The sequence below is a fragment of the Pseudomonas sp. G166 genome, from assembly GCF_037027455.2.
Lineage (GTDB): Bacteria > Pseudomonadota > Gammaproteobacteria > Pseudomonadales > Pseudomonadaceae > Aquipseudomonas.
Map to the genome: position 1 here is coordinate 2,477,618 of NZ_CP146985.1, position 13,442 is coordinate 2,491,059.

General features: G+C 59.7%; 13 protein-coding genes and 2 pseudogenes. 7 read left to right on the forward strand and 8 right to left on the reverse strand.

Features of this window, described 5'->3' with window-relative positions:
• Position 1 precedes the first annotated feature (1 nt).
• Positions 2-1,015 (reverse strand): SIS domain-containing protein, encoded by a 1,014-nt coding sequence (locus SGN16_RS11210; protein WP_335944029.1) that lies wholly within the window; start codon positions 1,013-1,015, stop codon positions 2-4.
• A gap of 251 nt (positions 1,016-1,266) precedes the next feature.
• On the opposite strand from SGN16_RS11210, the gene SGN16_RS11215 reads away from it, so the two are divergent.
• Positions 1,267-2,058 (forward strand): GntR family transcriptional regulator, encoded by a 792-nt coding sequence (locus SGN16_RS11215; RefSeq protein WP_335944030.1) that lies wholly within the window; start codon positions 1,267-1,269, stop codon positions 2,056-2,058.
• A gap of 92 nt (positions 2,059-2,150) precedes the next feature.
• Here SGN16_RS11215 and SGN16_RS11220 read toward each other — a convergent pair whose 3' ends face one another.
• The 3 genes from SGN16_RS11220 to SGN16_RS11230 all read right to left on the reverse strand — a co-directional run bounded on the left by SGN16_RS11220 (position 2,151) and on the right by SGN16_RS11230 (position 4,980).
• Entirely contained in the window at positions 2,151-3,077 is a 927-nt protein-coding gene (locus SGN16_RS11220; protein ID WP_210644079.1) for a sugar ABC transporter substrate-binding protein, read from the reverse strand.
• A 92-nt stretch (positions 3,078-3,169) separates the two neighbouring features.
• Positions 3,170-3,961: a TIM barrel protein gene (locus SGN16_RS11225; RefSeq protein ID WP_335944031.1), complete on the reverse strand. Its 792-nt coding sequence runs from the start codon at positions 3,959-3,961 to the stop codon at positions 3,170-3,172.
• Complete coding sequence (locus tag SGN16_RS11230; protein ID WP_335944032.1) at positions 3,958-4,980, reverse strand: Gfo/Idh/MocA family oxidoreductase; 1,023 nt, start codon at positions 4,978-4,980, stop codon at positions 3,958-3,960. The genes SGN16_RS11225 and SGN16_RS11230 overlap by 4 nt, the downstream gene beginning before the upstream one ends.
• A 197-nt stretch (positions 4,981-5,177) precedes the next feature.
• Between SGN16_RS11230 and SGN16_RS11235 the strand changes: the two genes are divergently transcribed.
• Positions 5,178-7,169, forward strand: coding sequence for a sigma 54-interacting transcriptional regulator (locus tag SGN16_RS11235; RefSeq protein ID WP_335944033.1), 1,992 nt, complete (start codon positions 5,178-5,180; stop codon positions 7,167-7,169).
• 9 nt (positions 7,170-7,178) lie between these two features.
• Here the strand turns inward: SGN16_RS11235 and SGN16_RS11240 are convergent.
• Positions 7,179-7,424: pseudogene (locus SGN16_RS11240) on the reverse strand (ABC transporter substrate-binding protein); the annotation flags it as partial.
• 221 nt (positions 7,425-7,645) lie between these two features.
• Here SGN16_RS11240 and SGN16_RS11245 point away from each other — a divergent pair.
• Positions 7,646-8,276, forward strand: a pseudogene (locus SGN16_RS11245) (LysE family translocator).
• A gap of 42 nt (positions 8,277-8,318) precedes the next feature.
• Here SGN16_RS11245 and SGN16_RS11250 read toward each other — a convergent pair.
• Together SGN16_RS11250 and SGN16_RS11255 are read right to left on the reverse strand one after the other, a co-directional pair.
• Positions 8,319-8,534, reverse strand: coding sequence for a hypothetical protein (locus SGN16_RS11250; RefSeq protein ID WP_335944034.1), 216 nt, complete (start codon positions 8,532-8,534; stop codon positions 8,319-8,321).
• Positions 8,535-8,567: 33 nt separating this feature from the next.
• Positions 8,568-9,344, reverse strand: a complete 777-nt coding sequence (locus SGN16_RS11255) for an IclR family transcriptional regulator (protein WP_116832778.1) — start codon at positions 9,342-9,344, stop codon at positions 8,568-8,570.
• A gap of 166 nt (positions 9,345-9,510) precedes the next feature.
• On the opposite strand from SGN16_RS11255, the gene SGN16_RS11260 reads away from it, so the two are divergent.
• From SGN16_RS11260 to SGN16_RS11275, 4 genes are read left to right on the forward strand one after another with little or no spacing between them, the layout of a single operon-like run.
• Positions 9,511-10,269, forward strand: a complete 759-nt coding sequence (locus SGN16_RS11260) for an ABC transporter substrate-binding protein (protein ID WP_116832777.1) — start codon at positions 9,511-9,513, stop codon at positions 10,267-10,269.
• A gap of 60 nt (positions 10,270-10,329) precedes the next feature.
• Positions 10,330-10,986 carry an amino acid ABC transporter permease gene (locus SGN16_RS11265; protein WP_335944035.1) on the forward strand — a complete coding sequence of 219 codons (657 nt, stop codon included), beginning with the start codon at positions 10,330-10,332 and terminating at the stop codon, positions 10,984-10,986.
• Positions 10,983-11,729, forward strand: coding sequence for an amino acid ABC transporter ATP-binding protein (locus tag SGN16_RS11270; protein WP_335944036.1), 747 nt, complete (start codon positions 10,983-10,985; stop codon positions 11,727-11,729). Before SGN16_RS11265 ends, SGN16_RS11270 begins: the two co-directional genes overlap by 4 nt.
• Complete coding sequence (locus SGN16_RS11275; protein ID WP_335944037.1) at positions 11,726-13,015, forward strand: FAD-binding oxidoreductase; 1,290 nt, start codon at positions 11,726-11,728, stop codon at positions 13,013-13,015. The genes SGN16_RS11270 and SGN16_RS11275 overlap by 4 nt, the downstream gene beginning before the upstream one ends.
• Here the strand turns inward: SGN16_RS11275 and SGN16_RS11280 are convergent.
• A complete protein-coding gene (locus tag SGN16_RS11280; RefSeq protein ID WP_335944038.1) occupies positions 12,981-13,412 on the reverse strand; it encodes an ester cyclase in 432 nt (143 codons plus the stop codon). The two genes, SGN16_RS11275 and SGN16_RS11280, sit on opposite strands and share 35 nt — an antisense overlap.
• Between the last annotated feature and the right edge of the window lie 30 nt (positions 13,413-13,442).

A 13,442-nucleotide genomic window follows, 5' to 3' on the forward strand; every position in this document is an offset into this window, starting at 1 on the left:
CTCAGTACTCCGTTTTCCACATGTAGCGACGCGTTGTCAGCGGCTGCTGGTGCCAGACGGCGAGATGCGCGGCAATGCGCTCCACGGCGATGCCGACGATGTAGGGCGCGACAATGGCGCGGATCTCTGGGTCGATGCCTTCCATCGCGAAGTCCTTGGCGTCATAGACCATGACCCGTCCGGTGTACCGCTGGCAGAAGCGTACGACGCGCTCCATTTGCGCGCGACTGGGGTCTTCGCCTAACAGCAGGAGCAGGGGAGTGGTCGCGTCGATGGCTTCGAACGGGCCATGGAAAAATTCAGCGGCCTCCACTGGCAGGCAATGCAGCCACTGGCTTTCCATCACCACGCAGACGCCGAATACATAAGCGGTGGTGAACATCGGACCCGAGGCGAGGAAGTACATCACGCGATCATCTTTATACAAGCGTGCCTCTTCGATGGCGCGTCGGTCGTTATTGATCGCCGCATCGGCGAGGGCCTGTGGCAGTGCCTTGAGCGAACGAGTGAGCTTGTCCAGCAATGGCCAGTCTTCGCGCTTGGCCAGGATCCCGCCGACCAATGCCTGCAGGATCATGAAGCAGCCGAAGTACGCCTCATCGGTACGTCCCAGCAGGAAGCAATGTTGAACAGCCTGGGCCAGCGGCAGCTCGGCGGTTTGTGTCACGCCTACGGTGAGGCAGGGTTTGTCTCGCAGGAAATGTGCGGCGGCGATGGTCTCCTGGGTGGTCCCGGACTTGGAGGCGAGGACCACCAAGGTGCGTTCATCCAGACGCGGCGGGTCGATATCCATGAACTCGGCCGGGAAGTAACGGCGCACTTCCAGTGTATGGCTGTAGCGCTCAAGCCAGTATTGCAAGCCGAGCATGATGCGGTTGGGGGCGCCGCAACTGACGAAGTAGATGCGGTCGATCCGCGTGGCCAGCTCTTGGCCAAACTGCTGGGCGTCGTCGACGATTTGCACGGATTGCTGCAAGGAAGTGATGAATGCTTCCCGATTGAACTGGATCGCCATGTGAGCTCCTGGGGGCTTTGTTGCGGTGGCTCATGTGACTGTTCATGATCACCATTTAGACCAAAAGCTATACCATGAAAAATACCAATACAAGGCTTTTTCTCCATGGTCTAATGAGCTGCCTGAGCGGTTTTCAAGGTATGCACGGGGCCGTTTTTTTGCTCTCATTACCAAGCTGGCGCGTTTGCGACGGTTTTCCGGTGGTCATTGTTGCAATACGGCGGCAGAAAAAATAATCCAGGATGTAGACCATGAAAGTTTTTCCTTCCAAGTCCTCCGATGTGGCGCTCCTGGCGCCTGAACGCAAGCAGGTAGCCTGGCAGGCCGTCCAGGCGTTGCTGGAAATGCTGGAGCGTCCGGAGTTCGGGCCGACTGAGCGGATTCCGGCGGAACGGGACCTGGCCGAGCACTTGGGCATCAGCCGGATGACGCTGCGAAAGGCCCTGCAAACGTTGATCGACCGTGGGGTCCTGGAGCGCCGGGGCAACCGCGGCACCTTTGTGACCGCGCCAGGCGTCGAGCGGCCCCTCAATACCGTGGCCCGCAAAGGCATCGCCGAAGTGGTGGAGCAATCAGGGGCCCGGCCTGGCAGTAAATTGCTCTACTTCGAACAAACCCAGGCCAGTGCCCGCGTGGCAAAACTGCTGAAGATCCAGGAAGGCGACACGCTACTGACCATCAGGCGCCTGCGCACTGTGGATCAAAAGCCCTTCTGCATCGAGACCAGCTACATCCCGGCCGCCCGTGCTCCGGAACTGGTGGCGGGGGACCTGGTCGAGGGGGCTTCGTTGTATGCGTTGTTGTTATCGCGCTACCAGATCGAAATGGAAAGCGACGAGGGCACGCTGAGCATCGCCACGATGAACGACCAGGAAGCGCGCTTGCTCGATGTCGAGCCCGGGACGGCCGCGCTGGTCTACCGGGGTGTGATCTTCGACCGTCAAGGGCAGCCGGTGGAATACCTGGTCTCGATCAACCATCCCCAGCGCGTGGTATTCAAACTGGCGGACAGTCGGGTCAATAGTTTCCATACGGATCTTTAGCTCAAGGCCGGACGGTCGATCTGTTCGCTTGTTTGTGTAGCGAATCGCCGCTGACCCCTGATCAGGATCGCGGCGAAATGTTGAGCTTGGCGCTACTTGTAATGTTGTTCGAACACCGCCAACTGCTCAGGCTTGATCAACTGAAAGGGCACCCAGACGTCCGTTTCTACCGGCTCTCCCTTGATCATCTTGAGGGCAGCTTGTACTGCGCTGCTTGCCTGGGCCTTGGGATCCTGGAATACCGAGGCGACCAGCATCCCGCGCTTGATTGCCGCCAGGCCGTCAGGCAAGCCGTCGATGCCGACGATCGCGATCTCGCCCTTGGCTTTGCCAGCCTGCTGCAAGGCCATGGCCGCACCGATGGCCATCTCGTCGTTGTTGGCGACGATGGCATCGAAACGGCTACCTGCCAGTAGCCAGTTGCTGGTCAGGTCCATCCCTTTGTTGCGCTGCCACTCGGCACTTTGCTGCTCGACAATCTTGATCCCTGGATAATCCTTGAGTACCTGTTTGACGCCTTCGGTGCGGTCGTGGGTGGCGTTTTGCGCCAGGTCGCCCATGATGATCGCGAGGTTGCCCTTGCCTCCGAGCTTTTCGGCCAGGTAGCGCATTTGCAGCTGTCCGGCCTCAATGTCATTGGACGCTACCGTGACGACGCCTTTGGGCAAGGTACGCTCATCCGGGTGACGGTTGACGTAGACCAGCGGCGTCTTCGCTTCGACCGCCGCGCGGGTGATATTGGCCGTGGCGGAGGTGTCCACCGGCAGGACAATGACCGCATCCACTTTCTGGTTGATAAAGCCCTGGACCTGGTTGAGTTGGCGCACCACATCGCCCTGGGCGTCCTCGAACTGGATCTGCACGTTTTCCTTTTTCGCGGCCTCGTCCAGGCCGTTACGCACGTAGGTCATGAAGTTGTCGTCGACCCTGGCGATGCTGACGCCGATGCGATAGTCGGCGGCGGCCCATTGGCTGAAAAGCAGCAGCAGGGTGGCGAAAAGCAGTGTGCAACGACGCATGATGGTTTTCCTTTTGTTGTTATGAGTTGAAACGTCATCAATAGGTAAAAATGTGCATCGCGTTCCGAGTGATATCCGTGCAACCGCTGACGTCATTCATCAAGCGTGAAGGCCTGCTTGAAACGCTCGAGGGCGACTTCGCTGTCACCGCTGGCCCAGCCTTCGAGGCCGACGACACCGCTGTATCCCATGCCGAACAAAGCCCTGGCAATGGCGCGATAGTGGATTTCACCGGTGCCGGGTTCCATGCGACCAGGGACGTCGGCGACCTGAATTTCGCCGATGGCGCTGGCGGCGCGCTGGATCAGCTCGATCAGGTTTCCTTCGCCGATCTGCGCGTGATAGAGGTCCAGGTTCATCTTCAGGTGCGGGCTGCCCACGGCCTCGATCAGGGCCAGGGTATCTTCAGCGCGGGCAAACGGCGTGCCTGGGTGATCGACTCCGGTATTGAGGTTTTCCAGCAGGAATACCCGACCCGTGTCTTCGCCCAGGCGAGCGATTTTTTCCAGCGTCTTGCAGGCGCTCAACCACATGCGGCCGGTGGTCTGGGCAACGGGCTTGACCGGCAAGCCCTGATCCCCCAGGCCGGTGCCATGCAGGTTCAGGCTTGGGCAACCCAATTGAGCGGCGACGGCCAAGGATTCCTGGGCGCTGTCGAGCAGTTGCTGGATACCTTCGGGATCGGTCAGGTTGCCCGAGATGTAGCCGGTCATGGAGGTGAAATCCGCGCCAGTCGCTACGAGGGCCTGGATGTCTTTGGTCGTCCAGTTCCATATCTCGACGCTGAAGCCCAGCGCGTGGATGCGTTTGACCCGCTCGGTAAAGGGCAGGTCGAGAAAGACCATCTCGGCGCTGACTGCCAGCTTGAACGGTATGAAGCTCATGAACGGGCTCCTTGCACGCGCACCGTTGTGCCCCGTTGGAAGGACTCGATGCAAGCGCGGGCGATGGCCAGTGCCGCCCGGGCATCTTCACCGCTGGCCAAAGGTTTTTCGCCGCTGCGCACGCAACCGACAAAGTGGTTGAGCTCGGCCACATAGGCATCACGCAGTAAGTCGGTGTCCATGCGCTGGGTGTCGGCCTGGACCCCATTGGCCAGGTACCGCAGCAGGTCAGAGTCCTTGACGCTGCCCATGGTCAGCATGCCCGCGCTGCCGAACACTTCGCCCCGGACATCGTAGCCATAGACCGCCTGGAAATTAGCCTCGGCCGTGGCGATGGCGCCATTGTCGAAACGGATCGTGACCACCGCCGTGTCGAGAAAACCTTTGTCCTTGTAGGCCGGTGCGATGAGCGCATCGGCCATCACAAAAACCTCAACCGCCTCGGCGCCCGGATTCAGGTAGCGCAGGGTATCGAAGTCATGGATCAGGGTTTCCAGGAAGATCACCCATTGCGGTGACGCGGCCGGGTTGTTCAACGCCGGGTCGCGGGTCAACGAGCGCAGCAGTTGTGGCGTACCGATCCGGCCGGCAGCCACGTCCAGATGAGCCGTGCGGAAGCTTCTGGCAAAGCGCCGGTTGAAGCCGACCTGGAGGGTCACCCGTGCATCGGCAGCGGCGGCGATGGCGCGGTCAGCTTCGTCCAGGGTGATAGCCATCGGTTTTTCACAGAACACGCCTTTGCCGGCCCGGGCCGCACTGATCACCAGCTCGGCATGGCTGCGTGCCGGGGCGGCAATCAGCACGGCGTCGATATCCGGGTCATCAAGCAATTGCTGTGGATCGGTATAGACCTTCTGCACGTCCAGTTCTGCCGCCAGGCGCGCGGCTTGGCCGGGGGTAGGGTCGGCAATGGCGGCGAGGCAGGCACCGGGGATGTGCCGGGCGGCGGTCAGGCCGTGAAAACTGCCCATGCGGCCGGCGCCGATGAGGCCAAGGCGAATGGTCTTGGATGTGCTCATAAACATGACTCCCTTTATTGTTTTTACGACTCGGCGGTAAGAATGTCCTCGTCTGGGTAGGTAGGGAGCAAGCGCTGTGCCAATATTTAACTAATTGATATTTAAGAGTTTTTATTTCGCGTGGCGCGAACATGTGTTCATTTTAATTACATGTCTATACTGACATGTCAAAAATATAAACATGTGGTCGAATAATAATGAATGAGCAACCGGCGGCATTGAGCGAAGAAGACCGCGATTACCTCACCACGCTCGGCCCTGCGTCGTTGAACGAAGGGCCAAGCACCGTGCTGGATGAGGCTTGGCGAGCGTGCTTGCAGGGGGCTATCGATCGCCCTGTCGGAGTCAGGCGGGTGATTTGGCAGTCCTGGTTGCGCAGCGTCAATGCCGGCCTCGATCCGGAAGATGGCGAATACCGTTTTGTCGCTCCCGCCGACCTGACCGAGACACTGACCGCCAACCGGGTGCTGATCGCCGCTGCGGCGCAAGTCATGCGCGGATTGCTCGCCTATAACCCCCGGGGCCATATCAACCTGACCGATGCCGAAGGCACGACTTTGCATTTCTGTGGCCTGGATCTCACACCCATAGGCAGTCGACTGCTGGAGTCGGTACAAGGCACCAATTGCACCGGGCTGGCGATTGTCGAAGACCGTTTGGTCTATGTGCTGGCCGAGGAGAACTTCGGGCTTGGCCTGCGCCAACGCCGCATGCATTGCGCCGCCGCGCCAATCCGCGATGCCCAGGGCCGGACGCTGGGTATGTTGACCCTGACGGCGGAGCCAGGCTGGTTTCATTTCCATACGCTGGGCACTGTCCAGGCCGCGGCCGAGGCGGTCTCGAGGCAGATGGCGCTGCAAGCCTTGCTGCAAGAGCAGCAAACAGTCCTCGAGGTGCTCAACGAGGGCTTGGTGGTATTGGATGAACAGGGCTGCATCAAGGCGCTCAACCATTACGCCCGACAATTGTTCCGCGTGGGCCATGACCTGCTCGGCAAGCCGTTCAAGAGCCTGGGGCAGAGCGAATTGACCGAGGCCGTCCTGCTTGCCAGCGGGGAGGGCGTGCGGGACCTGGATTGCACCTTTGAACTGCACGACCGCAGCCATCTGGCGTGCCTGGTGTCGGTCTGCCCGCTGGAGCAGGGCGGGCGGATTGTGTCGTTGCGCGAGAACCGCCGCATTCGGGAAATCACCCGGCGGATCATTGGCACCCAGGCCAGCTACACCTTCGAAACCATCCAGGGCCGCTCACAGGCGATTCAGGATGCAATGCACCTGGCCCGGATTGCCAGTCGCAGTGATTCGACCACGCTGATCCTCGGTGAGAGCGGCACGGGCAAGGAACTGTTCGCCCAGGCCATCCACAATGCCAGCGACCGTTGTGGTGGTCCTTTTGTAGCGGTCAATTGCGGGGCCATTCCCCGTGATCTGGTACAGAGCGAACTGTTCGGTCATGTCGAAGGCGCCTTCACCGGATCGGCTCGTGGTGGCTCGGCAGGCAAGTTCGAATTGGCCGATGGCGGGACGATCTTCCTCGACGAAATCGGTGATATGTCTTTCGATGCACAGGTCAGCTTGCTGCGTGTCCTGCAGGAGGGCGAGGTGACACGAGTGGGGGCGAAGAAATCGCTGCGGGTCAACGTTCGTATCATCGCCGCCACTCACCGCAATCTGAGTCAGGCGGTGGCCGAGGGGGCCTTTCGTGAGGATCTTTACTACCGACTCAACGTGCTGAACCTGACGGTGCCGCCCCTGCGGATGCGTCGCGAGGACGTGCCATTGCTGGCGCGGCATTTTCTCGCACGTTGTGCCCGGTCGCTACGTAAGACCATGCATGACCTTTCCCCGGCGGCGTTGGATATCCTTAGCGCTTATCACTGGCCGGGTAACGTTCGCGAGCTGGAAAACGTCATTGAGCGGGCGACCAACCTGGCGATGAGCGAACTGATCCAACCGAACGATCTTGCGCTGGAGATCAGGCAACGAGGGCGACCCTCGACGTGGGGAAGTCCCCCTGAGCCTCGGATGGCCCCGGACCTTGGCACCCATGAAATGAATGCAATCATCGCCGCCCTCACCGAAACCCGCGGAAACATCCGTCTGGCTGCTCAACGGTTGAATGTGTCGCGTGGCGGGCTGTACAACAAAATGAGTCGGTTTGGACTCAAGATTGATGCGTTCCGTGCTTAGCAGGCGGCCTCACGGCCTCCAGATTTCGACATCCTGGGCATTTACCGCGTTGGGTAGCAAGCCTGCGGCGAAAAAGGCGTTGGCAATTTTCTGCTGTTCGCTCAACTGATCGGCTGACACCGGCTGTACCTGATAACTGCGATGGGTGTTGGCGGCCTCGACTGTCTCCACGTCGAGGTTGCCCCACAACGGCCCCAGGACCTGGGCCGCGTCTCGAGGCTGGGCCTTGACCCAGTGACCGGCTTCCTGCAGTTGCGGGTCGGACGCCAGATGCGAGTCTCGTTTCCCGCTCCAGCATTCAGAAAAAAGCTACTCAGATAAGTATCTTTTTTGCCTGAAATTTATGTACTAAGACGTCACCCTTTAGCGGTGTCAAAGGGCCCCGGCCGACGAGCTACACAGAATGTTTGACCAAACTTCAAGTGGCTAATTAGAGTGTGTGGCCGTACGAGCGGCCTACTGCCATGGAAATCCAAATGAGCGACTTACCTCTGTTGCTAGCCTTCATCGCTGCTGCATCAGTGCTCACTGTTACCCCTGGCGTGGACACTGCCATGGTTCTTCGCGCTACAGCCACCGGCGGTCGACGCTCGGCGTTGATGGCTTCTATCGGTATTGCGCTCGGGTGCCTGGTGTTGGGGCGCTGCGGTGTCACTGGGGCTCGGCGCCCTGTTGCAAGCTTCGGAATGGGCTTACCTGGTGCTGAAAATTGTCGGCGCAGCTTATCTCGTTTGGTTGGGTGTCAAACTGCTGCTGCGACCTAGGACAACTCTGCAAGGGCAGGGGAACGAGAACGTGGCTGTCACTGCGCGTGACGCCTTTATCCGCGGTTTATTGACTAACCTGCTGAACCCCAAAATAGGCGTCTTCTACGTCACTTTTCTCCCCCAGTTCGTCCCGAGTGGTTCGAGCGTTGCCAGCTATTCATTCTTCCTTGCAGCGTTACACGTGGTGTTGACGCTGGCCTGGTTCGGCATTCTGGTAGCGGCTACGGCGCCGTTGAGCAGTTTCCTGAAGCGACCGGCGGCCCTGAAGGCACTTGATCGGCTCACGGGCGGTGTTTTTGTCGCGTTTGGGCTCAAACTGGCTGTTTCCAATCCTGCTTGAGCCTAATGCCGCATTGCCAATAGCCAGTTCACGCATGCTGATTCAAAGAGCCGACAGTTTCTGCGTCAGCGGTTGGGCCTTTGGCGTGCCGGTGCGAACCGGCATCGGGCCGAACACCGCCAGCAGGCCAAGCAGAATGAGCGGGAAGTACATCAGCGACTCCAGGCCAAAGCGCCCCACGATAATTGTGATCGCGGCGGACCCTATGAGGATCCCTGAAAAGCCGATGCCCTTAACGATGCCGATCACGACCCACATACCCGCATTCAGACTGCCGCAAAAGTAGATCGGCTACAGGGTTCGTATTGACGAGCGAATCGCCCGCGCGCATTCGATAACCGCGGGCGCCAGCTTGCGCTCGGCTTCCTCCATGGTCCAGCGACTGCTGGGCACTACCACATGCACTGCCGCCACCGGCAAACCCTGGCTGCCAATGATTGGCGCGGCAATGGACATGTCGCCCAGAAACAGCTCTTCCTTGTTTATGGCGTACCCCCTGCGCCGCGTGATCTCGATCTGCTCGATGATGTCGTCGATCTCGGTCAGCGTGTACTGGGTATGTCGTTTGCGATCGCTGGCTTGCAGGGTGGCAGCGAGTTCGTCGTCTGGCTGGGCACTGAGAAAGGCCCGTCCGGAACCAGTGCAGTACATCGGTATACGGCTGCCGATGGGCATGTGGATTGGGATGAATTTCGGCGCTACGAAGCGTGCGACGTAAACCATGTCCAGCCCGTCGGGCTCGGTCAGATTGGTCGTCTCTCCGGTAGCCTGCGCGAGCTCGGCAAGGAATGGGTTGGCCACGTCGACCAGCGTGTCGGCGGCCAGGTAGTTGTAGCCGATTTCCATGACCTTCGGGGTCAGCTGGAAGCGTTTGGTCTGCGGATGCTTGCGCACATAACCCAGCTCTTCGAGGGTGTGGATCATGCGTTGCGCGGAGCTTTTGTTGATCTCTGCCGCTTGCGCGATATCCGCCAGATTCATCGTGCGCCTGGATGCGTTGAAAGCCCGCAACACCGCCAGGCCTTTCTCCAGTGACTGATTGAACAGGGGATGAGGGGCGTCGCTCATATGAAATCCTTATTTTTCTGCTTTTTGAATATCGATATTCGATACTTATAAATCTCTTTACGATTTTAGTAAATCGTTTATAGTCATTTTAAGCCCTCCTGCCATTCACTTGGGGCAACCCTTACCGGACTTAAGACAAATAAAAGCGTCCAATGGGAGATACGCCATGCTTACTCGCTTTCGTGCACTCACGTTCGTTGTTGCCCTGGCTACCGGCATCGTTTCAGCCAATGTCGTCGCCGAGCCCGTCTACAAGGTTGGCGCAACCGCGACGGGCATTCCCTTCACCTTTCTCGACGTCAAGAGCCAGAGCATCCAGGGCATGATGGTCGACGCCGCGCAGGCGGTGGCCAAGGCTGGTGGCTTCGAGGTGGAGATCCAGCAGACCACCTTCGCTTCACTCATTCCGTCACTGACTTCAAACAAGATCGACCTGATTTCCGCGGCCATGCTCCGCACGCCGGCGCGGGAAAAGGTGGTGCAGTATTCCGATCCGGTCTTCAGCTATGGCGAGGGGTTGATCGTCAAGGCTGACGACCAGACCCAGTACACCCGCATGGAGGACTTTGCCGGTGAGGTCGTCGGCGCCCAGGTCGGTACAGTGTTCATTGATGAGCTGAACAAGCGTGGCGTCTTCAAGGAAGTCCGTGGCTATGACTCGATCCCGGACCTGATGCGAGACCTGGCGCTTGGTCGTATCAAGGCAGGCTTCGCCGATCGTCCGGTCGTCGCCTACCAATTGGCTCAAGGCACGCAGAACAAGGTGCATCTGGTCCAGAGCTATCAGCCGGTGGTGATCGGAGATGTCTGCCTGATCATGCGCAAGGGTGACAGTACGACACTGGAGCAGGTCAACAAGGGCATCGCTGCGATCAAGGCTGATGGTTCGCTCGATCAGATCATCAGGAAGTGGAAACTCAACTGATGGTTGCGTCGGCCGCCCGCAACGGCGGGCGGGTCCACTCATTGTTTCGTGGGTAGCCTTATGTTTTTCCAGAATGCCTTGGACTTTCTTCCTATCTTGCTCAAAGGGGCGGCGGTCACTCTGCAGGTGACGGCCGGGTCGTTTGTCCTCAGCTCGCTGATCGGGCTGGCCCTGGCCTTGATGATGGTCTCCAAAGTCCGCGCGATCGCTTTGTTCGCCATCAGCGTGGTGAACATCATTCGTGGTCTGCCGATCATTGTGCAGCTGTTTTACATCTACTTCGTCCTGCCGGAATTCGGCATCCAGCTGACGGCAATGCAGGCCGGCATCATTGGCCTGGGGATCGCTTACTCGGCGTATCAGGCCGAGAACTTTCGGGCCGGTATCCAGGCGATCCAGCAGGGGCAGATCGAGGCGGCCGAATCCTTGGGCATGCGGGGCGCGATGGTGATGCGGCGAGTGGTGCTGCCCCAGGCATTCCGGATTGCCTTGCCACCTTACGGCAATACGCTGGTCATGATGCTCAAGGACTCTTCGTTGGTCTCTACCATCACCGTGGCCGAGATGACGCGTGCGGGGCAACTGATTGCCTCTTCGACCTTCGAGAACATGACCGTCTATACCCTGGTGGCGTTGCTCTACCTCGCCATGAGCCTGCCACTGTCCTTTGCGCTGCGTCGTCTGGAAGCACGCTTCAGCACCCGGAGAACGTCATGATCGAGATCAAGGGCATCCATAAGCGTTACGGCAACGTGCCGGTTCTCGAAGGCATCGATCTGCAGGTCAAGAGTGGTGAAGTGGTGTGCCTGATCGGCCCTTCGGGTTCGGGCAAATCCACGTTGCTGCGCTGCATCAACGGTCTGGAAAGTTATGACCAGGGCGACGTCCTGATCAGCGACGAGCGGGTTGATCGCAATGCCAAGGGGATCCACGATATTCGCAGCCGGGTGGCGATGGTCTTTCAGCGCTTCAATCTGTTTCCGCACCGCACCGCGCTGGAAAATGTCATGGAAGGGCCGATCTACGTGAAAAAGGAGAGCCCCCAGGCCGCCCGCAGGAACGCCGAGGCGCTGATGGAAAAGGTGGGCTTGTCCCACCGAATGAATGCCTACCCGGACGAACTGTCCGGTGGCCAGCAGCAACGGGTCGCCATTGCCAGGGCGTTGGCGATGAACCCGCAGGCCATCCTCTTCGACGAACCGACCTCGGCGCTCGATCCGGAGTTGGTCGGCGAAGTGTTGGCGGTGATGCGCAATCTCGCCAATGAAGGCATGACCATGATCGTGGTCACCCACGAGATGGCCTTCGCTCGAGACGTGGCCGACAAGGTCTGTTTTCTTCACAGCGGCAAGATCGTCGAGTCAGGCCCGGCGGGGGAGGTGCTGAGTACCCCGACACATCCGCGCACCCAGGACTTTCTGCGCCGGCTGCTCAATCACAGTGCAGAGGTGCAGGCATGAATGCTCCTTTCGCGCCTCAACTGCCAGCCTCTCTCTGGGCCGCGACTGCGACACCGGCGGTGGAAACGCCGGCTCTGACTGAAGACAAACACGTGGATGTCGCCATCGTGGGCGCCGGCTACACCGGTTTGGTCACGGCTTTGCGACTGGCCGAAGCAGGTGTCAATGTCTGCGTGCTGGATGCCGGGGAGCCAGGCTGGGGGGCGTCGGGGCGCAACGGCGGACAGGTGATCCCCGGGCTGAAATTCGACCCTGATCAATTGCACAGCAAGTTCGGTCCGGCTCGCGCCGAAGCGATGCTCGATGTGGCCGGTTCCGCCGCCGACGAAGTGTTTTCGTTGGTTCGCCAGTACGGTATCGAGTGTGACGCGACCCAGAAGGGCTGGATCCAGCCCGCCTGTTCGGCCACCGCGATGAAGGTGATCGAACAGCGTGCCGCACAATGGCAACGCCGCGGGGTCAAGGTGGAGCTGCTGGACCGGGCTGCGGTCAGCCAACGTATTGGCACCGAAAATTACCTGGGGGGTTGGGTTGATCCGCGGGCCGGCAGCTTGCACCCACTGAGTTATGCCCGTGGCCTGGCGAAGGCTGCAATGGGGCGGGGCGCGATGATCCACGGCCACAGCCGTGTGACGGGATTGCAGCGTCAGCAATCGGGGTGGACGTTGTCCACTGCGCAAGGATCCAGGGTCAATGCGCAGCGGGTGTTATTGGCCACAGATGGCTATACCGACGACCTGTGGCCCGGATTGCGCCAGACCGTCGTCGCAGCCAACAGCTTCATCATCGCGACCCGTCCGCTCCCACCGGCGATACGCAAGACCATCCTGCCCGGTGGCGAGGTTTGTTCGGACTCACGACGCTTGCTGCTCTATTTCAAGCAGGATGCACAGGGGCGTCTGCTTCTGGGAGGCCGGGGGCCCTTTTCGGAGCCTTCCCGGCAGAGTGACTGGGCGCATCTGGAGCGTTCGCTGGGTGCGCTGTTTCCGCAAGCGGCGGATGTGCCTGTCGAGTATCGCTGGAGTGGTCGGGTCGCCCTGACGCAAAGCTTTCTGCCCCATGTGCATGATCCCGCACCGGGGCTGTCAGTCCTGCTCGGCTACAACGGTCGCGGCATTGCCCTGTCCACGGCGTTAGGCAAGCATCTGGCGGCGAAGCTGTCGGGGGCGACGCAGGACTTTCCGTTTCCGGTCATGCCGCTGCGCCAGATTCCCTTCCATGCCTTGCAGCGGCTTTATCTTGCTGCCGGGATCAGCTATTACCGGGTGTTGGATGCGTTGTTTTGAGCGCTTCTTGAAATTGGAGTTGAGCTTCGATCGCGTCCTTGTCGATGACCGACCAGACCTCACGGATCTTGCCGTCCTCGAACGCGTAGAAAACGTTTTCCGCGAAGCAGATCCGTGTCCCATTGACCGCAAGGCCCAGAAATTCCCCAGTCGGCGTGCAATTGAATGCCAGGCGAGCCGCCAATTTAGGTGGCTCTATCACCAGGAACTCGATTTCAAAGCGCAAGTCAGGGATATCCCGGTAGTTCGCTTCCAACATGCTTCGATAGCCGTGCAGGCCTAACCGTCTCGCGTTATGAACCACATCCGGGTGCACGAAATGCCCCAGGTTTTCCCAGTCCTGTGCATTCAGGCAGGCAATGTAATCGCTATAAAGGGCTGCAAGGTTCGAGGTCATGGGACTGTTCTCCGCTATATGCCTGCTTCC